Raw genomic sequence first — 19159 nt, 5'->3', positions numbered from 1 at the left:
TCGATCCTGTCTCGAAAATCACTACAGAAGAGGTCTTTTCGTTGAAGCATGTCAGTGAGGTCGTCGACGATTACACCGGCCGGAGTCGCGCGGCGGTGCAGTACGCGGTCACCACCAAGCGGCTCGTGGACGCCGCCAAACAACCCGGGTTCGGGGACGAAGGCTGGGCGCCGCTGGCGGATCTGGTCGCCGCCGACGAGTTCGAACGGGTCGGCAACTTCAAAGAGGTGATGAACTGGGAGCAGTACACCGGCTTCCTGACCAACTGGGCGACCGCCTCGGAATGGGACGGCTTGTTCAAACGGGTCAGCGAGGTCGACGGCGTGGTGTTCCTCGAGCTCGAAGAACGCACGAAGATGGGCGATTTCGAGTCCGTGGTCAACTCGATCTCGGTGTACGAGTTCACCCCCGACGACAAGATCCGTCACATCGACGTCTATCTGCAGATGGCGTTGCCGAACACCGAGATGCTGACCAGCTATGAGGGAGTTGAGATCTCGGAGTGAGCATCGAGACCAACCGTGGCGATGTCGACGCCGTCGACTTCTTCACCGACAACAGGCTCTTGCACGACCCCTACGCCTACCTGGCTGAGTTGCGCACGGAATGTCCGCTACGCACGGAGACACACCACGGCGTCGTGATGGTCACCGGATACGACGAGGGCGTGGCGATCTACAACGACAGTGAACGCTTCTCCTCGTGCCTGTCGGTCACCGGCCCGTTTCCCGGTTTTCCGGTTCCACTCGACGGATCGGGCGCTACCGACATCTCGGATCTGATCGAATCCCACCGCGACGACCTGCCGTTCAACGACCAGCTGCCCACCTTCGATCCGCCGAAGCACACGGATCATCGTGCCCTGCTGGCCAGAATGATCACGCCCAAGCGGCTCAAGGAGAACGAACAGTTCATCTGGCGGATCGCCGACCGTCAGTACGACACCGCATTGACCGACGGCTGCTGCGAGTTCATCGACGATTTCGCGGGCCCCTTCGCGATGCTGGTGATCGCCGACCTGCTCGGAGTTCCCGAATCCGATCATCCCGAGTTCCAGCAAGCCTTGCTGCACGGCGGCCACACCGGCACGATCGGCAGCAGTAAGGGCGAGTCGCTGCAACAGACGCCCCTGGAGTACCTGTACGGGAAATTCACCGAGTACATCGGTGACCGGCGGGCCCGGCCGCGCGAGGACGTCCTGACCGGGGTTTCTGCTGCGACCTTCCCGGACGGGAGCACCCCCGAGGTGATCGACGCGGTCCGGGTGGCCGCCAACCTGTTCGCCGCGGGACAGGAGACCACCATCCGGTTGCTGTCGGCCGCGGTGCTGATCCTGGCCGAAGATCAGCAGTTGCAGCGTCGGCTGCGCGCCGACCGCACGCTGATCCCACGTTTCATCGAGGAGTCCCTGCGCTACGAGAGCCCGGTGCGCGGAGATTTCCGGCTCGCCAAGGTCCCCGTGAGAATCGGCGGCGTCGAGGTTCCCGCCGGGACCACCGTCATGCTGGTGAACGCCGCGATGAACCGGGATCCCGCCAAGTTCGAGAATCCGGACCGCTTCGATGCCGACCGCGCCAATGCCCGCAACCATGTGGCGTTCGGTCGCGGACCGCACAGCTGCCCGGGTGCCCCATTGGCCCGCACCGAAGGCCTGGTCAGCCTGAACCGGCTACTCGACCGCACCGAACGCATCTGGATCGACGAGGAGGTCCACGGCCCGCCGGACGCCCGCAGATACCGCTATCTGCCCACGTTCATCCTGCGGGGTCTGACGCATCTGAACATCCGGTTCACCCCGGCCCGAACCGGGGCATGATGCGCGGGATCGCCAGGGCTTCATCGGAGTTCGCTCGGCGCTCACGAACCTGACACCTTCCGATGCCACGGTGTCCATGTGCGAGACGATCGAAGCCGGGCAGCTACCGCCGAACGGTTCCACCGGTTCTGTGTCCTGGTCGTCCGCGCGCTGCCGGCGCCGCTGAATTCTGTTGTGGCCCCGACATTTCTCGGTTTCGTCTTGATCAACACGTTCACCTTCGGCGTCGACCTGGCGATCCTCACGGCCCTGCACGGCGCATTCAGGGTGCCGCTCCCGCTCGCGGTGACCGTCGGATACGTGGGGGCGTTCGGCCTGGCGTACTACCTGAACCGGACCCTGAACTTCCGTTCGCACGCCGCCGTCGGTCCCCAGCTGACGGTGTACGTGGTGGTCGTCGTGATCAATTACCTGGCATTCATCCTGGGGGTGTCCAGCGGGCTGGCGGCTGTCGGTGTCGAGTACCACCTGGCCCGCATCGTTGCGGGCGGCTGCGAGGCGATCTACATGTACAGCGCCATGCGGTGGCTCGTGTTTCGCCGTTGACGCACCGGGAGTCAGCTGGTCAGGGATTCGGCGAGGTCGCGGTAGCCCGCCGCCCGGTGCGATTCGGGCAGCCGCGGACCGCGCCCGAACATCTTGTTGCGCAACGTGCCCTCCTCGTACGAGGTCTTGTACAGCCCGCGCCGCTGCAACTCCGGCACCACGTGGTCGACGAAATCGACGAACGAGCCCGGTGTGATCACGTTGGTCAGGTTGAAACCGTCGACATCGGTCTCCTCGAACCACTCCTGCAGCTCGTCGGCCACCTTCGTCGGCGACCCGACGGTGAAGCCGCCCTCGGCGTCGATCGACTTCGAGTCGATGAAGTCGCGCAACGTCCACTGGCCCTGGCCGAACGTCTCCACCGAGGACTTCAGGAACTCGTTGTCGGTGACCGCCACCGGATCATCGAGGTCGAACCGCGACAGGTCGGTGCCGAGCCACCCGGACCACAGTGCCAGCGTCCCTTCCGGATCGGTGTAACGCCGGAACTCGTCATATCGGGCTTGCGCGGCCTGCTCGGTCGCCCCCGTCACGACCACGTGCCCGTTCACGATCTTGACGTCATACGGGTCACGCCCGGCCGCCGCGGCCCTGGCCCGGATATCGGCCACCGCCTCGCGCAACAGTTCCTTGGTCGGCGCCCCGATGAAGATCACCTCGGCGTTCTCGGCCCCGAACTGACGGCCGCGATTCGACGCACCGGCCTGGTAGAGCACCGGGGTGCGCTGCGGCGAGGGTTCGCACAAGTGGATGCCGGGGACGCGAAAGTGCTTGCCGTCATGCCCGATCGGGTGCACCTTGGCGGGATCGGCGTAGGCGGCCCGACCCGGCGCGGTGCCGACGGCATCGTCTTCCCATGAACCCTCCCACAGCTTGTACAGCACCTCGGTGTACTCGTCGGCGATGTCGTAGCGGTCGGCATGGGGGGTGATGGTGTCCAGGCCGTGGTTGCGCGCGGCACTCTCCAGATAGCCGGTGACGATGTTCCAGCCGACCCGCCCCTTGGTCAGGTGATCCAGCGTGGACATCCGGCGGGCGAACGAGTACGGGTGCTCGAACGACGTGGCCGCGGTGATACCGAAGCCGAGATTGTCGGTCACGGTGGCCATTGCGGGCACCACCAACAGCGGATCGTTGACCGGCACCTGGGCGCCCGAACGCAGCGCGGCTGCCGGGCCACCCCCGTAGACGTCGTAGATGCCGAGCACGTCGGCGATGAACAGTCCGTCGAACAGGCCGCGTTCGAGCAACCGGGCCAGGTCCAGCCAGTAGTCGATGTCCTTGTAGCGCACCGCCTGCGAGTCCGGGTGTCGCCAGGTACCGGCCACGATGTGGGCCACGCAGTTCATGTCGAACGCATTGAGCACGATCTGGCGTGTCACGGGAGACCTCCGGCAGCAGGTTCAGCTCCGCCGGCGGAGACCGGCGAACAACGCGCGGGCTCACAGATCCCGCGGGGCGGCGAAACTATCTGCCAACCCGGCGGCCGAAACAAGGGATCAAATCCGGCCGATCAAAATCGGACGACCACATCGGCCGGCATGTCGGTCACCGTGGTGCGGTGCGATCCGGAAACGGGTCGTGGGAGAAATCGATCTGCGCCGCGGGATTGCTGATCGCCGTGACAAGGCCGGTACCGAACGCCCCCGCGCTGTCGAACAGCGTCGACCCACCGACGGCGACACCATCGGCGGCCCAGTGCGAATCGGCCTGGACGCCGATCCACTCGTCGCCGGGCAACCGCGACAGGGCGACGGTCAGGTCACCGTTGATGTAACCGACACCGGCGGTGCCCAGGTTGGTCACCAGGCTGGTGCCCTCGGCGGCCATCGCGGCCCGCACGAACGGCGAGTTGGGCTGTCCCTGCACCACGGTGATGGTCCGATTCATGAAGCGCTTGCGGGACGCGTTCTGATGTTCGGCGATGGCGCGACTCCAACCGCCCGCATCGCTGCCCATATAGGTGGTCCGGTCCCCATCGAGCGCGGTCGGCGGCTCGAAGTGGGTCGGCGCCGTCCACTCCTCACCGCGCGGGGGTGCACTGAGCCGGTACTGCACCAACGTCGCACGTGCCACGGTGACACCGTCCTGCACCAGCTCGCATTCGGAGTTGCGGACCCGCCGACCGTCGCGGACCAACGCCACCTTCGTCGTGGTCGGCACCCCGCGCGCGGCCTTGAACAGGTCGACCGTCAACCGGGCCGGCAGAAATTCGGGCAGTCCGAAGGCCGCTTCCAGCGCCCGCGCGGCCAGACCGACCAACGCCGGTCCGTTGAGGTGATCCTCACCCCAGTGGCTCTGCGCAAAGCGGGTCGGCTGGAACCTGTCCTGCTCGGACTGCACAAAATGGGCGTCAACCTCGGTCATCGGCGAATCGTCGCATATGGGCTAACTAAATTTGTCGGCGGGGATCACGAAGCGGACCAGGCGCTCAGCCAGCGCTGCTGCAGCCGGATGAAATGCGCGTCGACGACGGCGCCGTGGCCGGGGACGAACACTCCGTCCTCCCCGCCCGCGGCGAGCACCGCGTCCAGGGTGACCGGCCAGGCCTCGAGGTCGGAGTCGGCGTCGATGACCGGGTCACCGGACTGCTCGACGAGATCGCCGCAGAACACCACCGTGTGCCTGCCCGGCACCGTGACGATCAGGTCGTGGTCGGTGTGGCCCCGGCCGGGACGCCGGATGGTCACGGTCCGACCGCCGAGATCGATATCGCCGCCGGACACCTGGTGTGCGGGGACGGGCATCGCCGCGATGGCCTGGTCGACATCGTCGGCATCGGCGCCGTAGCGGATCGCATCCTCGCGCAGGTGCGCCCGGCCCGATGTCATGGCAGCGGCAACCTCTGGTGCGCAATGGATTTCGGCCTCGCTGAACCACGAGCAGCCGAGGACGTGGTCGAAATGGTTGTGCGTCAGGACGATATGCCCGACCCGTCGCGCCGTCAGCGCGGCAACGTCGGCCTCGATGCCGCGGGCCTCGGCCAACGTGGTGCCGGAATCGACCAACAGGGCGTGCGTGCGACCACCGACGAGTCCTACCGTCACATCCAGGAACGGCAGGCGGGTGCGCCACACACCCTCGCCCAACTGTTCCCAGTCGTAGTTCATTGCCCACCGTCGATGCCGGCAATGGGACGCACGCCTGCGAAGCTACTCCTGTGCATCGCCTCCTGTTCTCTGTTTGCGTACTCGTCGCGATGGCGTGCGGCATCACGATCCCGTCGGCGCGGGCAGCCTGCACGACGGGGGCGGACTGCAGCCTCGCCGAGCGCGTCGCCGCCGCCGACGCCTATCTGGCGGGCCGCCCCGGCACGGTCGGATACGTGCTGCGCGACCGCACCACCGGCGCCGTCTACCGGAACGCGCACGCCGGTGACCTGGTGTGGACGGCGTCCACGATCAAGCTGGGCATGGTGGTCGACCTGCTGACCAGGCAACGGGCCGGGGCCGTGACGCTGACCGATTCGGACCGGGCCCTGATGGCAGCGATGCTGCACTCGTCCGACGACGACGCCGCCGACACCCTGTGGACCCGGTACAGCGGCGCCGATCACCAGGCCTTCAACGCCGATTTCGGGGCGTACGGGCTGACCGGGCTACAACCGCAACGCGGATTCAGCAAGACCTTCCCGTACTGGGGCTTCCAGAAGGCCACGCCCGAGGATCTGGACCGGTTGATGAACTACACGCTGACCAGCCTCCCGCCGGCCGAAACGGCAGGCATCGTGGACGCACTGCAGCACGTGGACGCCAACCAGCAGTGGGGTGTCTGGGGTGCGGGCGCGGCGATGAATCCCGGTAACAAGGACGGCTGGTCACTCGAACAGGGCGGCTGGGTGATCAACAGCGTCGGTTTCGCGGGACCGCAGCAGCGGTACACGTTGGCGATCATGAATGCCCTCGGCGACCAGGGCGGCTACGACGACGGAGTCCAGACCACCACCCACCTCAGCGAAGTTCTCCTGGCCGGTCCTCACTGAGCCGACCGCACAGGTTTGCTCTGGCGGCCTGGGGGAACTCCTAGCCCATGTTGATCAGACGAATCGCCCGCCCCATGCTGTCTGCGACCTTCATTGCCCGCGGTGTGGACACCCTGCGCGACCCGAGTACCTCCACCGAGACGACACAGAGAACCCTCGGCGCGCTGAGCGCACTGCCCGGCCCGGTGGGTGCCGGAGTTCCCAACAACGCCCATACCGTCGCCCGGGTCAACGCGGTGGTCCAGGTGGCGGGTGGGCTGCTGCTGGCCGCCGGGCGTGCGCCCCGCCTGACCGCGGCGGCCCTTGCCGTCACGATGATTCCGGGAAGCCTTGGTTCGCAGGCATTCTTGAAGGATTCCGACCCGCAACACGCCGCGCGCCAGCGCCGTGAGTTTCTGACCGACGTGAGCCTGCTGGGCGGTCTGATCATCGCGGCGGCCGACACCGCGGGCAAGCCATCGCTGGCCTGGCGTGGACGCCGTGCCGCGCGACACGTCTCGGCCAGTGTCGCCGCCGCCGTTCCCGGTGTGGCGGCGGGCGGTGACACGCTCGCCGACAGTGCCATCGCCGAGAAGATCGGTCACGGTCTGGCCGTCGGCGCCGAACGCGGCCGCGAACTCGCCGACGCGGCTGTGGACAGGGCGACCGAATTGGCCTCGGAGTTGGCCCAACTCGCGCGTGAACATGGACCCGAGGTGGCCGACGCCGCCCGTGCGCGGGCCGGCGAACTCGCCCATGTCGCCCGCGAACGCGCACCCGAACTGGCCGAGGCCGCCCGGGAACGCTCCGCTGCTCTTGCCGATCTCGCACGAACCCAACTCGACCAGCGCCTTGATCGGTAGCGTTGTGGCATGACCACGGGTGACTATCAACCGGAATTCGGGCAATACGGACAACCGGGCGGCTACCCACCGCCCTACGGCGGGCAGGTCCCGGGCGGCTATCCCCCGCCCTACGGCACGCAGACCCCCGGCGGTTTGGGCCGGCGCTGGCTGGCCCGGGTGATCGACGGCATCCTCGTCGCGATCGTGGCGTTCTTCCTGTCGTTCGTCACCGACTCGCTGTCGAGCTACTGGGTGACCGGCTTGTTCACCGGATTGCTGATGTTCGTGTACTTCGTCGGTCTCGAAGTGGCGACAGGTGCCACACCGGGCAAGAAGATGCTGGGCCTCGCGGTGCACGGCGCGGGCAACACACCGAAGCCGACTGCCAAAGAGTCAGCCATCCGCAATGCCTTTACCCTGCTGCCGATCATCCCGTTCGCGGGTGGCTTCCTGGCCATCGTCGCGATGATCATCATCGCGGTGACGATCAGCTCCAGCCCCACCAAGCAGGGCAAGCACGACGAACTCGCCGGCGGCACGCAGGTGGTCCGGGGCTGAAACCCGTTGCGTGAGGTGCCCGTTGGATCGGGCGCCTCACGCCGGGGCCGGTCAACCGGCTCAGACCACCAGGCCCAGCAACAGGACGAAGATCAGGCCGGACACCGACAGCGCCGTCTCCATCAGGGACCACGATTTGATCGTCTGGCCGACCGTCATCCCGAAATACTCCTTCACGAGCCAGAATCCGGCGTCGTTGACGTGCGAGAAGAACAACGAGCCGGCACCCACCGCAAGCACCACCAGGGACACCTCCCCGGTGCTCATCCCCTCGACCAGTCCGAGCATGAGTGACGACGCGGTGATGGTGGCCACGGTGGCCGATCCCGTGGCCAACCGGATCAGCACGGCCAGCACCCACGCCAGCAGCACCACCGAAAGATTGGCGCCCTTGGCCCATTCGGCGAGCAGGGTTCCGATCCCGGTATCGACCAGAACCTGTTTGAATCCGCCACCGGCCGCGACGATCAAGATGATGCCGGCCACCGGCGGAAGCGATGACTCGATGGTTTTCACGATCTGGTCGCGGCTCATCTTGGCGCCGCCACCGAGCGTGAACATTCCGACCACCACCGCGATCAGCAGCGCCATCAACGGCTGTCCGAGGATGTCGAACGTCTGACGGATAAGGTGCGACTTGTCCTCGACGAAGATGTCGACCAGCGCCTTGCCCATCATCAGTGCCACCGGCAGCAGAACGCTGAACATGGTGATCCCGAACGTCGGTCGCGCCTTCGTAGCGGTCGTCGTGGTCGTGCCGGCCGCGGCCGCGGCACCGCCGCCGGAGTCCGCGCCCGTCGAGCCCGCCGCAGGGTCGGCGGCGTCGAACCGGTCCGGGACCTCAAGGACCACCCAGCGTCCGGCCAACTTGCCGAACAACGGACCTGCCACCACGATCGTCGGGATCGCGACCAGCACACCCAGCGCCAAGGTGACACCGAGGTCTGCGTTGAGCAATGAGATCGCGGCGACGGGTCCCGGGTGTGGTGGTACGAATCCGTGCATGGCCGACAGGCCTGCCAGCGCGGGGATGCCGACCGTGATCAGGGACAGCTGCGAACGGCGGGCCACCAGATAGATGACCGGCATCAGCAGCACCAGACCGATCTCGAAGAACATCGGCAGACCGATGATCGCGCCCACCAACGCCATTGCCCACGGGAGCGCCCGTGGTGAGGCGTGCCCGACGATGGTGTCCACGATCTCGTCCGCTCCCCCAGAGTCGGCCAGGAGTTTGGCGAACATCGCACCGAGAGCGATCAATATGCCGACGCTGGCAGCGGTGGACCCGAATCCGGTGGAGAACGAGGCGAGCACGTCGCTGACGTTCTCGCCCGCCGCCATGCCCACGGTCAGCGCGCCGAAGATGAGGGCCAGGAACGGATGCAGTTTGACGATCGTGATGAGCACGACGATCAGGGCGATGCCGGCCAGCGCGGCCAGGACCAGCTGCGCGCCGCCCGCCACCGGCTCGACCAGCTCCGTCCCGGCCGCGAGATGAGTGAGCGTCGAGGTCATCGGTTGTCCTGTTCTGTTGTCTCGGTGTCGGATTGGGCAATGTACTCGTCGACGATGTCGTCGATGCTCTGATCCACGTCGATGGCGATGCCGGCCTCGTCGGGTCCGAGCGGCTCCAGCGTGGCGAATTGGGAGTCCAGCAGGGCCGCCGGCATGAAATGCCCGGGGCGGCTGGCCTGGCGCCGACGGATCACCTCGGCCGAGCCGCTCAGGAACAGGAACACCACATCGGCGCAGTGCCGCCGCAGTTGGTCGCGGTACTTGTGTTTGAGCGCCGAGCAGCTCATCACGCCGCCGTCGTGGTGCTTGGCGAGCCACTCACCGATCGACTCCAGCCACGGATAGCGATCGTCGTCGTCGAGGGCGTGGCCCGCGGACATCTTGGCGATGTTTGCCGCGGGGTGGAAGTCGTCGGCATCGGCGAACGGCACCCGCATCCGCTGCGCCAACGCGGCGCCGACGGTCGACTTACCCGACCCCGATACACCCATGACCACGACTGGTGAACCCATACATCCGCCCTCACGATATGTGTCTGCCGTCACACAGCATGACTTAAAAAGCATACGTTTGCAAGAGTGTCACGATTACATCTGTTTTTTCACCGCTCAATACCGGATATGACAGGATGTAACCGTGTCCTCGCCCTCAAACGTCGGCGCGCTGCATGCCAGCCTGCTGACCGCGCTCGGCACCGGCATCGTCTCCGGTGAGCTGGCGGCCGAGCAGGTGCTGACCCTGGACCGGGTCAGCACCGAGCACGAGGTATCCCGCAGTGTCGCGCGCGAAGTGATCCGGGTCCTGGAATCGATGGGCATGGTGGAATCACGGCGCCGGGTGGGAATCACCGTCCAGCCCGCGCGCAAATGGAATGTGTTCGACCCCAGGCTGATTCGCTGGCGCCTGCAGGCCGGCGACCGCGCCGCCCTGCTGGCGTCGCTGTCGGAACTCCGGCGGGGTTTCGAACCGGCCGCCGCAGCACTCGCCGCCCGGCGCGCGAACCCGGACCAATGCCGGATCCTGGCCGCCGCGGTTTCCGACATGGTGGTGCACGGCCGGTCCGGCAACCTCGACGCCTACTTGTTGGCGGACAAGGTTTTCCACCAGACGCTCCTGGACGCGAGCGGCAACGAGATGTTCCGCGCACTCAATGACGTGGTGGCCGAGGTCCTGGCCGGGCGCACCCAGCACGGCCTGATGCCGGACTCCCCCAACCCGGCCGCCATCGCGTTGCACGACGAGGTGGCCCGGGCGATCCGGCTGCGCGACGAGGACGGCGCCGAACGGGCGATGCGGGCCATCATCGACGAGGCCGCCACCGCGGTGACCGACGGTGACGGTCCCGATGCTTAACTAGCCGTATGGGTCGTACTCCGGAATTGGCACGTCGTTTCTTCGACCGGCTGGAGCCGGTACACGGGGTCACCTACTTCGCCCCGGAGTCGCTCGCGGCGTTCGCCGAATTGGGCTATCCCGGCTTCTGGATGGGCTACTTCGGCGCCCGCTCGGCGCCGCTGGGCATCGTGCCGCCCGAAGTCGTCGCCGCGGCGTTCTACAACTTCACCACCGCGCGGGTGGCCAGGGCGTTACCCGCGGCATGGGACAAGGCAAGTCCGGCAAAGCTTTTGCAGCTGCGGTCGGAGTCGGCCGTCGCGGCACTGCGTCGCTCCGGGGTGACCGACTCCGAGTCGACCCGCCTCGCGGCCGAGTTGGCCGCGAAGGCAGCCCGCACCGCGCCCCTGGACGGCCGGCCGCTCTACGCCGCCAACCGGGCCCTGCCCTGGCCGGAGGAACCGATCGCCAAGCTCTGGCATGCGGTCACCCTGCTGCGTGAACAACGCGGCGACGGCCATATCGCCGTGCTGGTCGCCGAGGGGATCAGCGGACGGGAATGCAATGTGCTGCACGCCGCGGCCGGCCGGGTGCCGCGCGAGATGATCATGCGCGGCCGCGACTACGACGACGAACAGTGGGCGGGCTACGTCGAGCAGTTGCGCTCGCGCGGCTGGCTCGACGGCCAGGGTGAGCTCACGGACGCCGGGCGAGACGTCAAGCAGGCGGTCGAGGACCGGACCGATGCCCTGGCCCTGGGCGCGCTGGACGCGTTGACCGACGACGAGATCACCACCCTGTTCCGGGTGCTGACGCCGATCACCCGGCAGGTGGTGGCCGCCGGCGACGTGCCCGCCGCGACCCCGATGGGCCTGAGCCGCGACGACCTCGACGACGACAGCGCCCATCTGGGCTGACGATCAGCGCGGGGCGTACATGATCAGCCCGACGCCGACGAGGGCCACGAGCGCACCGGCGACATCCCAGCGGTCGGGCCGGAAGCCGTCGGCCACCATGCCCCACAGCAACGAACCGGCGATGAACACGCCGCCGTAGGCAGCCAGGACCCGGCCGAAGTGCGCGTCGGGCTGGAATGCCGCGACGAAGCCGTAGGCGCCGAGCGCGATCACCCCGGCGCCCATCCACATCCAGCCGCGGTGCTCGCGCACGCCCTGCCATACCAGCCAGGCGCCGCCGATCTCCAGCACGGCGGCCAGGACGAACAGCGCGATCGATTTGCCTACCATCACCACCTCAGAGTGCCGTGAGCGTGCGCAATTGTGGGCTTTTGCGCGGCGTGTCGGGCCCGGTTACGCGACACCGAGGTAGGCAGCACGAATGCTGTCGTCTGCCAACAGTTCCCGCGCATCACCGGTGCGGGTGACATTGCCGGTCTCCAGGATGTAGCCGCGGTCGGACCGGCTCAGCGCCTGTTGGGCATTCTGTTCGACCAGAAGCACCGTGGTGCCCTGGGTGTTGATCTCGGAGATGATCTTGAAGATCTGCGAGATCACCATCGGCGCCAGTCCCATCGACGGCTCGTCGAGTAGCAGCACCCTGGGCCGGGACATCAGTGCCCGGCCGATGGCCAGCATCTGCTGCTCCCCGCCGGAGAGGGTGCCGCCCACCTGGGAGCGCCGCTCGGCCAGCCTCGGGAAGGTCGTGAACACCCAGTCCAACCGCTCGTCATGCTCCCCGCGGGACGCGAATTTGCGTCCATAGCAACCCATCTCGAGGTTCTCCAGCACCGTCATGCCGGGGAACACTCCGCGCCCCTCGGGAGCCTGGATCAGCCCGTCGATCACGCGCTGGTGTGCTTTCACCCGGGAGATGTCACGGCCCTCGAACCAGACCGAACCCGAGGTCAACGGCCGCAGACCCGAGATCGCGCGCATCATCGTGGTCTTACCGGCCCCGTTGGAGCCCAGCAGCGTGACCAGCTCCCCCTCGTGCACCACCAGCGAAACCCCGTGCAACGCCTTGATCCGGCCGTAGTGCACCACCACGTCCCGCACCTCGAGCAGCACCGGGCGGCTGGTCTCAACCGAGCTCGTCATCGGGTACCCCCAGATAGGCGGCGATGACCTTCGGGTCCTCGCGGATTTCGTGTGGCAGTCCGTCGGCGATCTTGCGGCCGAATTCCAGCACCACGATGCGGTCGGTCACCCCCATCACCAGACGCATGTCGTGCTCGATCAGCAGCACCGTGTAGCCGTCGTCGCGGATCTTGCGGATCAACTCGATCAATGACGCCTTCTCGGCGGGATTGAACCCGGCGGCCGGCTCGTCCAGGCACAACAGCTTGGGCTCGGTGGCCAGTGCGCGGGCGATCTCGAGCCGGCGCTGGTCACCGTAGGGCAGATTCTTGGCCTTCTCCTCGCCGCGGTGGGCGATCCCCACAAAGTGCAGCAAGGCCGCGGCGCGTTCGATCGCCGACCGTTCCTCGCGACGGTGCCGAGGGGAACGCACGAGGGCACCGGGCACCGACGTCTTGTGTCGCGCATCGGTGCCCACCATGACGTTCTCCAGCGCGGTCATCTCTCCGAAGAGCCGGATGTTCTGGAAGGTACGGGCGATGCCGCGGCGCGTGATCTGGTGCCGCTTGATCCGGCCCAGCGGCGCGCCGTCGAAGATGACCGATCCCGAGCTGGGCCGGTAGACACCGGTGATCGCATTGAAGCAGGTGGTCTTGCCCGCGCCGTTGGGCCCGATCAGACCGAGGATCTCACCGCGGCGGATGTTGAAGCTGACCGAGTCCAGGGCAACGAGGCCACCGAACTTGACGGTGAGATCCCTGGTCTCCAAAAGGATCTCGCCCTCGGCGGCCTGGATCTCGCGGTGCACCCCGGCCAGTTCCTCGACGCTCTCGGTCACGCCGGGCATGGGCTCACTCATCCCACCGGCTCCTTGTCCGTGTTGCCGCGCAACAACTGTCGAGCCGATCTGCCGTACGTCAACAGCTGCTGGCGTACCGGGAAAAGACCTTGCGGCCGGAAGATCATCAGTACCACCAGCGCCAAACCGAAGAAGAGATACTTGAGGTCACCGAGGTTGATCCCGAGGAACTCGACTCCCAGGAGCCGGTTGGGCAGATACACAACGATGAAGGCACCGAAAATGACGCCGAGCTTGTTGCCCTGCCCGCCGAGCACCACCGCGCACAGGAACAACATCGAGTTGATGATGTTGAACGTCGGCGGCGCCACGTACTGAACCTGGCCGGCGTAGAGCGCCCCCGAGAGGCCGCCGATCGCGGCGCCGATCACGAACGCCCACAGCTTGAACCGGAAGGTGTTGACGCCCATCACCTCTGCGGCGTCCTCGTCCTCGCGGACCGCCACCCAGGCGCGCCCGACCCGGCTGCGCTCCAGGTTGCCCACCAACAGGAGGATGCCGACCATCAGGATCAGGCCCAGCCAGAACCACCAGGTGCCGTAGTTCGCCTCACCGGCCGAGTTGCCGCTGGAGAACACCCCGTTGGGCAGCTTCTCGCTCTCCCCCAGCCGTGGGTACGCAACCTGGTTGAGTCCACGCGAACCGTTGGTGACGTCGGACAGGTTGTCGGCGAGCAGACGGATGATCTCGCCGAATCCGAGGGTGACGATGGCCAGATAGTCCCCACGCAACCGCAGGGTCGGCGTTCCCAGGATCAGCCCGGCCAGCGCGGTGACCGCCATCGCCAGCGGCACACACGACAGCCAGGCCCAGTCCTTGCTGAAGAATCCGTCGGGCCCCACTTTGTTCCACGGACTGTCGGGGCTGGTCAGCAGCGCGACCGTGTAGGCGCCGACCGCGTAGAAGCCCACGTAACCGAGGTCGAGGAGACCGGCCTGCCCGACGACGACGTTGAGCCCGATCGCGATGATGGCGACCATCGCGAATTGAGCCATGGTGCCGCCGAAGCTGATGCCGGTGGTGTTGAGGAAGCTGGGCGTGAACAACGGCAACAGGGCCAGCAGTCCGAAACCCACCACGCCGACAAGCCATTTGGCCACCCGCGGCAGGCTGGACCACGAGTCGCGAATCGCGTCGCCGGGGGCCAGCAGTGTCTTGGTCACCGACCCGGCGGACTCTGAACCGTGATGCTCGCTCATACCCGCGCCTTCCCGAGGCTCTCACCGAGTATGCCGGTCGGCCGGAACAGCAGGACCAGCACCAGCAGAACGAATGCCACGACGTCACGCCACTGCGTTCCGAATACCGCCTGCCCGTAGTTCTCCATGACGCCCAGCAGCAGACCGCCCAGCAGAGCGCCGCGAAGATTACCGATGCCGCCGAGCACCGCTGCCGAGAACGCCTTGATGCCGAGCAGGAATCCGCCGGAATAGATGATGCCCTGCGGAACCTTCAACGTGTAGAGCAGCGCTGCCGCACCCGCCAGCAGACCGCCGATGAGGAAGGTCCGCATGATGATGCGTTCCCGGGAGACACCCATCAGCGTCGCGGTGGTCGGGTCCTGCGCCACGGCCCGGATGCCGCGGCCGAACTTGGTGCGGTTGATCGCGATGTCGGTCAGCACGGCGAGCACCAGCGCGGCTCCCACGATCACCAGTGTCACGTTCGACACCGTGGCGCCGAAGATCGTGAACTGAGTCTTGGGCTGGACCAGGACGATGGGTTGTTGAGCGTTGCTTCCGCCGTAGCCCTTCAGGAGCTTCGGCAACACGAAGTGCACGAACTCCTGCAGCACGAACGACATTCCGATCGCCGTGATGAGGAAGGTCAGGGCGCGGGCGTTGCGTTTTCGCAGCGGCCGGTAGGCGATCAGTTCCAGACCGACCGCCGCCGATCCCGAGACCAACATCGCGAACAGCATGGCGATGCCGAGATACAGCACTGTCAGCGCGACGCCCTTGTTGTACGCGTTACCGCTCGGGGCGAAACCGAGGATGACGTCCAGACAGAAGTAGGCGCCGAACATGCCCAGCATGAAGATCTCGGAATGGGCGAAGTTGATCAGGCGCAGGACACCGAAGACCAGGGTGTAGCCCACCGCCACCAGCGCGTAGATCGCACCCCAGGACAGGCCGTCGATCGTCAACTGCCAGAAGCCGTCTCGCAGGCCATCCAGGTTGAAGCTGATGTTGGATGCCAGGCAGGCGGACTGCTCGACGCACTGGTGGATCATCCGGCGGCGGCTCCTGACTTCGTGGTGTGTAACGAAACGCGTCCGAGTCCTGGTGACGGTCTCGGACGCGTTTCGTCTGGTGGGCTATTTGACTTCGTACATCCAGATCAGGGTGGTGGTGAGCTCACCCTTGTCCGTCCACTGGTACTTGCGGCCCACGCCTTGGCCCTCGTACTTGCGGACGTAGTCCAGCAGTGCCGGCCGGGTGATGGCACCCGAGTCGATGCCCTTGAGCAGGATGGTGCCCAGGTCGTAGCCCTCGGTGCTGTAGGTGCCCGGTGCCTGGCCGAACTTCTGGGTGTACTCGTCGGCGAACGATCCGGTGGCCGGACCGCACGGGCAGGACAGCAGGGCGCCCTTCGACGATTCACCGGCCTGGTCGACGAACTGCGGATCCTTGGTGCCGTCGGCGCTGACGAAGGTCGCCGTTACGCCGCCGTCCTTGAGCTGCTGGACGAACGGTGCGGCCTCGGAGTAGTAGCCGCTGTAGAACACCGAGTCCGGAGCGGCTCCCTTGATCTGGGTGACGGCAGCCGAGAACTCCTTGTCGCCCTTCTTCACCGAGATGTTGCATGACGAATCCGCAACCGGGCCAAGGGTTTCACGCACCGTCTCGGCCAGACCGAGCCCATAGTCGGTGCTGTCGTCGACCACACACACCTTCTTGTTGCCGAGAGTGTTCTTGAGGTAGTTGGCCACCGAGGGGCCCTGGACGCCGTCGTTGGCCAGGCCGCGGAAGAAGGTCTTCCACCCGTTCTCGCTCAACGTGACGTTGGTGGCCGATGCGGTGGCCGCGACCAGACCGGCCTGGTTGAACACGTCACCGGTGGCCTTGGTCTCCCCGGAGAACGCGGGCCCGATCAAGCCGATGATGAACGCCTCGTCGACGATCTGCGGCGCCACACCGGTCGCCTTCTGCGGATCACCTTCGGTGTCAAAGCTCTTGAGCTGCACCTGGCAGCCGGAGTTGGCGGCGTTGTGCTTGTCGATTGCGAGCTGCACGCCGTTCTTGATGTTGATGCCGAGCGCGGCGTCCGGACCGTTGAGCGCACCCATCATGCCGATCATCACCGGCGGGCAGGTGGCCTTCCCGTCGCCGGCGGGATCGGCCGGGCTGACGCCCTCGGCGGCCTTGACCTCAGCACCGTTCTCGTCGATCTGGACCTTCTCGACGATCTTCAAATTGGTCTGCGATGCCTCGCCTTCCGGCGAGGATTGGTTACAGCCGGCAATCGCCAGGGCAACCACACCCGCACTTCCGAGAGCAAATGCTTTCCGTGCCACGCGACCGCGCACGCTTCACCTCCGGGTCAGAGTTGTCAGCGGCACCGGCGCCCTGACCTTGTGAGGGCTGGGCGCCGGAGCTTCGGGTAGAACATAGCCAACGACCGGCCCGAGTGCGGGATGTTGAGTGAATGGTTCGTCCGTGGGTCCTGGTTGAATGCGGAATTTCGGCCCGGCGGAAACCCACAATTAACAACCGGGCCCGCCGATCAGCTCTCCTGAACGGGTGATTCCTCGGAGTCGTCGAGGGTTTCCAATACCACCTCGGCCACCCGTTTCATGGTGGTGCGGCGGTCCATCGCGGCGCGCTGAATCCACTTGAACGCCTCGGGCTCGGTCATCTGGTGTTTGCTCTGCAGCAAACCCTTGGCCCGCTCGACCAGCTTGCGGGTCTCCAGACGATCCCCCAGCGTCGCCACTTCGTTTTCCAGTGCGGCGATCTCGCTGAACCGGCTCACCGCCACCTCGATGGCCGGGACCAGGTCGGTGATGCTGAAGGGCTTGACCAGGTACGCCATCGCCCCGGCATCGCGGGCCCGCTCGACCAGCTCCCGCTGACTGAACGCGGTCAGGATGACGATCGGGGCGATGCGCTTGCTGGCGATCTCGGAAGCCGCGTCGATACCGTCGCGACGCGGCATCTTGACGTCCATGATCACCAGGTCCGGGCGCAGCGACTCGGCGAGCTCGACGGCCTCTTGCCCGTCGCCGGCCTCACCGACGACCTCGTAGCCCTCCTCCCGGAGCATCTCCGCGAGGTCGAGGCGGATGAGCGCCTCATCCTCGGCGATGAGCACGCGGCGGGGGCTGTCAGCGTCTTTCGGTGACCCGGTCATGGGGAACATTCTGTCGTGGAGGCCGCCGTTCGGCGACCTCGGGGCCATCCTCTATGGTGGTAGGCCGCAGTACTGATCGGCACGCCCTCGTATCCCAACTGGCAGAGGAAACGGATTCAAAACCCGTACAGTGTGAGTTCGAATCTCACCGAGGGCACCACCACACACCAATCGGCCCCTGGCTGATCAGAAGCCCGGACGCCAATCGCCGCGTCCGTGCCAGTGCCCGCGGTCACGGGCCTCGCCGTCGAAGTAATAGTCGTCATGGCACCGGTCGCCGCCCCAGTTGAAGCCCCATTCGGGGTGCCAGAACTCCCCCGGGCACCAGTGGTAATCCGGCAGCGGCACTGTGGGCGCCGCCTGTGCGACAGCTCCGCCCAGACCCGCGAGACCGATACCTGCGGTGAGTACCGCTGCCGTTGCCGCAACACGTGCTTTCGTCATCATGAGTCAGGACTATCACCGCCGACTCGGTGTACCGCTGCGAGAAGGCTTCGGGTCCGCTGTCGCTTCTAGGCGACCTGCGTTCAGGGCTTTGACTTGTCCGTCAATCTCGCCCGTCTCACAGGTGACCGACGGTAGGTTGAGCCGTGCGCTGGGTTGCGCCCGCCGGCAGTCTGTGCCGCGACGGACGACAGGAGGATCGTGAAAGCCGTTGCGAGAGTAGTCGGGTTCGGGCTTGTCGAACTCATCGTGTTCGGCTTGGTGCTGTTCTCACTCGCAGGCACCCTCGACTTCTGGCAGGCCTGGGCTTTTCTCGTGGTGTTCGCCCTTTCGACGTGGATTCCCAGCATCTTGTTGCAACGGACAAACCCCGAGGCACACCAACGGCGTAAGCACGCCGGACCGGCCGCCGAGACCCGAACGGTGCAGAAGATCCTCATCGGCGGCTGGTACCTGTCGCTGGCGGCGATGGTCGTGGTCAGCGCCCTGGACCACCGCTTCGACTGGTCGGCGGTACCGGCGGCGATCTGCGTTGCCGGTGATGTTCTGGTGGCCGTCGGACTGGGTGTCACGAGCCTGGTGGTCATCCAGAACAGCTTCGCGGCCTCCACCGTGCAGGTGGAGTCGGGCCAGAAGCTCGCCTCGACCGGCCTGTACGGGTTGGTTCGTCACCCGATGTACACCGGCAACGTGCTGACGATCGTCGGCTTCCCCCTCGCACTCGGCTCCTACTGGGGGCTCCTGCCCGTCATACCGGGCCTCATCGTGCTCGTCATCCGCATCCGGGATGAGGAAAAGCTGCTTGTCGCAGAGCTGGACGGCTACCGCGAATACGCACAGAAAGCGCGCTACCGCCTGGTCCCCTATATGTGGTGACGACCGCACCGGCCC

The 19159-nt window shown here is 66.3% G+C and carries 22 protein-coding genes and 1 tRNA gene; 10 read left to right on the top strand and 13 right to left on the bottom strand.

Annotated elements, in window-relative coordinates; genetic code table 11:
- The first annotated feature begins 41 nt into the window (after nucleotides 1–41).
- The 3 genes from TX88_RS17475 (at nucleotide 42) to TX88_RS17465 (ending at nucleotide 2362) form a co-directional block, all read left to right on the top strand.
- Nucleotides 42–506, top strand: a complete 465-nt coding sequence (locus TX88_RS17475) for a hypothetical protein (protein WP_209446996.1) — start codon at nucleotides 42–44, stop codon at nucleotides 504–506.
- A complete protein-coding gene (locus tag TX88_RS17470; RefSeq protein ID WP_244438442.1) occupies nucleotides 503–1816 on the top strand; it encodes a cytochrome P450 in 1314 nt (437 codons plus the stop codon). The genes TX88_RS17475 and TX88_RS17470 overlap by 4 nt, the downstream gene beginning before the upstream one ends.
- Nucleotides 1817–1894: 78 nt before the next feature.
- Nucleotides 1895–2362, top strand: a complete 468-nt coding sequence (locus tag TX88_RS17465) for a GtrA family protein (protein WP_044518517.1) — start codon at nucleotides 1895–1897, stop codon at nucleotides 2360–2362.
- An 11-nt stretch (nucleotides 2363–2373) separates the two neighbouring features.
- Here TX88_RS17465 and TX88_RS17460 read toward each other — a convergent pair whose 3' ends face one another.
- The 3 genes from TX88_RS17460 to TX88_RS17450 form a co-directional block, all read right to left on the bottom strand.
- Nucleotides 2374–3744 (bottom strand): LLM class flavin-dependent oxidoreductase, encoded by a 1371-nt coding sequence (locus TX88_RS17460; RefSeq protein WP_044518516.1) that lies wholly within the window; start codon nucleotides 3742–3744, stop codon nucleotides 2374–2376.
- Between the two features lie 166 nt (nucleotides 3745–3910).
- On the bottom strand, nucleotides 3911–4729 hold the full coding sequence (locus TX88_RS17455; RefSeq protein WP_044518514.1) for an acyl-CoA thioesterase domain-containing protein: 819 nt from the start codon (nucleotides 4727–4729) through the stop codon (nucleotides 3911–3913).
- A gap of 44 nt (nucleotides 4730–4773) precedes the next feature.
- Nucleotides 4774–5472: an MBL fold metallo-hydrolase gene (locus tag TX88_RS17450; protein WP_044518513.1), complete on the bottom strand. Its 699-nt coding sequence runs from the start codon at nucleotides 5470–5472 to the stop codon at nucleotides 4774–4776.
- 89 nt (nucleotides 5473–5561) lie between these two features.
- On the opposite strand from TX88_RS17450, the gene TX88_RS17445 reads away from it, so the two are divergent.
- The 3 genes from TX88_RS17445 (at nucleotide 5562) to TX88_RS17435 (ending at nucleotide 7726) form a co-directional block, all read left to right on the top strand.
- Nucleotides 5562–6344, top strand: a complete 783-nt coding sequence (locus tag TX88_RS17445) for a serine hydrolase (protein WP_210741479.1) — start codon at nucleotides 5562–5564, stop codon at nucleotides 6342–6344.
- A gap of 74 nt (nucleotides 6345–6418) precedes the next feature.
- Entirely contained in the window at nucleotides 6419–7186 is a 768-nt protein-coding gene (locus TX88_RS17440) for a DoxX family protein (protein ID WP_044518511.1), read from the top strand.
- 9 nt (nucleotides 7187–7195) lie between these two features.
- Nucleotides 7196–7726 (top strand): RDD family protein, encoded by a 531-nt coding sequence (locus TX88_RS17435; protein ID WP_044518510.1) that lies wholly within the window; start codon nucleotides 7196–7198, stop codon nucleotides 7724–7726.
- Between the two features lie 60 nt (nucleotides 7727–7786).
- Here the strand turns inward: TX88_RS17435 and TX88_RS17430 are convergent, their stop codons facing one another.
- Both TX88_RS17430 and TX88_RS17425 read right to left on the bottom strand, forming a co-directional pair.
- The gene (locus TX88_RS17430) at nucleotides 7787–9244 is read right to left on the bottom strand and encodes a GntT/GntP/DsdX family permease (RefSeq protein WP_044518508.1); all 1458 of its coding nucleotides are present in this window, start codon (nucleotides 9242–9244) and stop codon (nucleotides 7787–7789) included.
- Entirely contained in the window at nucleotides 9241–9756 is a 516-nt protein-coding gene (locus tag TX88_RS17425) for a gluconokinase (protein ID WP_044518507.1), read from the bottom strand. The genes TX88_RS17430 and TX88_RS17425 overlap by 4 nt, the downstream gene beginning before the upstream one ends.
- A 124-nt stretch (nucleotides 9757–9880) precedes the next feature.
- Here TX88_RS17425 and TX88_RS17420 point away from each other — a divergent pair, with 124 nt between their 5' ends.
- Nucleotides 9881–10597, top strand: a complete 717-nt coding sequence (locus TX88_RS17420) for a FadR/GntR family transcriptional regulator (RefSeq protein ID WP_044518505.1) — start codon at nucleotides 9881–9883, stop codon at nucleotides 10595–10597.
- A gap of 8 nt (nucleotides 10598–10605) precedes the next feature.
- Nucleotides 10606–11493 carry an SCO6745 family protein gene (locus TX88_RS17415; protein WP_044518503.1) on the top strand — a complete coding sequence of 296 codons (888 nt, stop codon included), beginning with the start codon at nucleotides 10606–10608 and terminating at the stop codon, nucleotides 11491–11493.
- Between the two features lie 3 nt (nucleotides 11494–11496).
- On the opposite strand, the gene TX88_RS17410 is transcribed toward TX88_RS17415, so the two are convergent.
- The 7 genes from TX88_RS17410 to TX88_RS17380 all read right to left on the bottom strand — a co-directional run bounded on the left by TX88_RS17410 (nucleotide 11497) and on the right by TX88_RS17380 (nucleotide 17824).
- Nucleotides 11497–11823, bottom strand: coding sequence for a YnfA family protein (locus TX88_RS17410; protein WP_044519519.1), 327 nt, complete (start codon nucleotides 11821–11823; stop codon nucleotides 11497–11499).
- 63 nt (nucleotides 11824–11886) lie between these two features.
- Entirely contained in the window at nucleotides 11887–12633 is a 747-nt protein-coding gene (locus tag TX88_RS17405) for an ABC transporter ATP-binding protein (RefSeq protein WP_044518500.1), read from the bottom strand.
- Entirely contained in the window at nucleotides 12617–13471 is an 855-nt protein-coding gene (locus TX88_RS17400) for an ABC transporter ATP-binding protein (protein ID WP_044518499.1), read from the bottom strand. The genes TX88_RS17405 and TX88_RS17400 overlap by 17 nt, the downstream gene beginning before the upstream one ends.
- On the bottom strand, nucleotides 13468–14670 hold the full coding sequence (locus TX88_RS17395) for a branched-chain amino acid ABC transporter permease (protein ID WP_044518497.1): 1203 nt from the start codon (nucleotides 14668–14670) through the stop codon (nucleotides 13468–13470). The genes TX88_RS17400 and TX88_RS17395 overlap by 4 nt, the downstream gene beginning before the upstream one ends.
- Nucleotides 14667–15704 (bottom strand): branched-chain amino acid ABC transporter permease, encoded by a 1038-nt coding sequence (locus TX88_RS17390; RefSeq protein WP_044518495.1) that lies wholly within the window; start codon nucleotides 15702–15704, stop codon nucleotides 14667–14669. Before TX88_RS17390 ends, TX88_RS17395 begins: the two co-directional genes overlap by 4 nt.
- 84 nt (nucleotides 15705–15788) lie before the next feature.
- Complete coding sequence (locus TX88_RS17385; protein WP_044518494.1) at nucleotides 15789–17000, bottom strand: branched-chain amino acid ABC transporter substrate-binding protein; 1212 nt, start codon at nucleotides 16998–17000, stop codon at nucleotides 15789–15791.
- Between the two features lie 197 nt (nucleotides 17001–17197).
- Nucleotides 17198–17824 (bottom strand): two-component system response regulator PdtaR, encoded by a 627-nt coding sequence (locus TX88_RS17380; RefSeq protein WP_044518492.1) that lies wholly within the window; start codon nucleotides 17822–17824, stop codon nucleotides 17198–17200.
- Nucleotides 17825–17907: 83 nt separating this feature from the next.
- Between TX88_RS17380 and TX88_RS17375 the strand changes: the two genes are divergently transcribed.
- Nucleotides 17908–17984, top strand: a tRNA-Leu gene (locus TX88_RS17375).
- A 26-nt stretch (nucleotides 17985–18010) separates the two neighbouring features.
- On the opposite strand, the gene TX88_RS17370 is transcribed toward TX88_RS17375, so the two are convergent.
- Nucleotides 18011–18271 carry an Mtp family mycobacterial-type pilin gene (locus TX88_RS17370; RefSeq protein WP_044518490.1) on the bottom strand — a complete coding sequence of 87 codons (261 nt, stop codon included), beginning with the start codon at nucleotides 18269–18271 and terminating at the stop codon, nucleotides 18011–18013.
- Between the two features lie 198 nt (nucleotides 18272–18469).
- Between TX88_RS17370 and TX88_RS17365 the strand changes: the two genes are divergently transcribed.
- Nucleotides 18470–19144 carry a methyltransferase family protein gene (locus TX88_RS17365; RefSeq protein WP_044518489.1) on the top strand — a complete coding sequence of 225 codons (675 nt, stop codon included), beginning with the start codon at nucleotides 18470–18472 and terminating at the stop codon, nucleotides 19142–19144.
- Nucleotides 19145–19159: the final 15 nt, after the last annotated feature.

Source organism: Mycolicibacterium septicum DSM 44393, from assembly GCF_000455325.1.
In the GTDB taxonomy this organism is placed as follows: Bacteria; Actinomycetota; Actinomycetes; order Mycobacteriales; family Mycobacteriaceae; genus Mycobacterium; species Mycobacterium septicum.
The sequence above is the reverse complement of the archived record's forward strand: the minus strand, read 5'-3'. Positions and strand labels throughout refer to the sequence as shown.

Coding starts and splice junctions, on each gene's coding strand:
- TX88_RS17455 (WP_044518514.1), bottom strand. CDS start 4,729: ATGACCGAGGTTGACGCCCATTTTGTGCAGTCCGAGCAGGACAGGTTC.
- TX88_RS17450 (WP_044518513.1), bottom strand. CDS start 5,472: ATGAACTACGACTGGGAACAGTTGGGCGAGGGTGTGTGGCGCACCCGC.
- TX88_RS17445 (WP_210741479.1), top strand. CDS start 5,562: ATGGCGTGCGGCATCACGATCCCGTCGGCGCGGGCAGCCTGCACGACG.
- TX88_RS17440 (WP_044518511.1), top strand. CDS start 6,419: ATGCTGTCTGCGACCTTCATTGCCCGCGGTGTGGACACCCTGCGCGAC.
- TX88_RS17435 (WP_044518510.1), top strand. CDS start 7,196: ATGACCACGGGTGACTATCAACCGGAATTCGGGCAATACGGACAACCG.
- TX88_RS17430 (WP_044518508.1), bottom strand. CDS start 9,244: ATGACCTCGACGCTCACTCATCTCGCGGCCGGGACGGAGCTGGTCGAG.
- TX88_RS17425 (WP_044518507.1), bottom strand. CDS start 9,756: ATGGGTTCACCAGTCGTGGTCATGGGTGTATCGGGGTCGGGTAAGTCG.
- TX88_RS17415 (WP_044518503.1), top strand. CDS start 10,606: ATGGGTCGTACTCCGGAATTGGCACGTCGTTTCTTCGACCGGCTGGAG.
- TX88_RS17410 (WP_044519519.1), bottom strand. CDS start 11,823: ATGGTAGGCAAATCGATCGCGCTGTTCGTCCTGGCCGCCGTGCTGGAG.
- TX88_RS17405 (WP_044518500.1), bottom strand. CDS start 12,633: ATGACGAGCTCGGTTGAGACCAGCCGCCCGGTGCTGCTCGAGGTGCGG.
- TX88_RS17400 (WP_044518499.1), bottom strand. CDS start 13,471: ATGAGTGAGCCCATGCCCGGCGTGACCGAGAGCGTCGAGGAACTGGCC.
- TX88_RS17395 (WP_044518497.1), bottom strand. CDS start 14,670: ATGAGCGAGCATCACGGTTCAGAGTCCGCCGGGTCGGTGACCAAGACA.
- TX88_RS17390 (WP_044518495.1), bottom strand. CDS start 15,704: ATGATCCACCAGTGCGTCGAGCAGTCCGCCTGCCTGGCATCCAACATC.
- TX88_RS17380 (WP_044518492.1), bottom strand. CDS start 17,824: ATGACCGGGTCACCGAAAGACGCTGACAGCCCCCGCCGCGTGCTCATC.
- TX88_RS17370 (WP_044518490.1), bottom strand. CDS start 18,271: ATGATGACGAAAGCACGTGTTGCGGCAACGGCAGCGGTACTCACCGCA.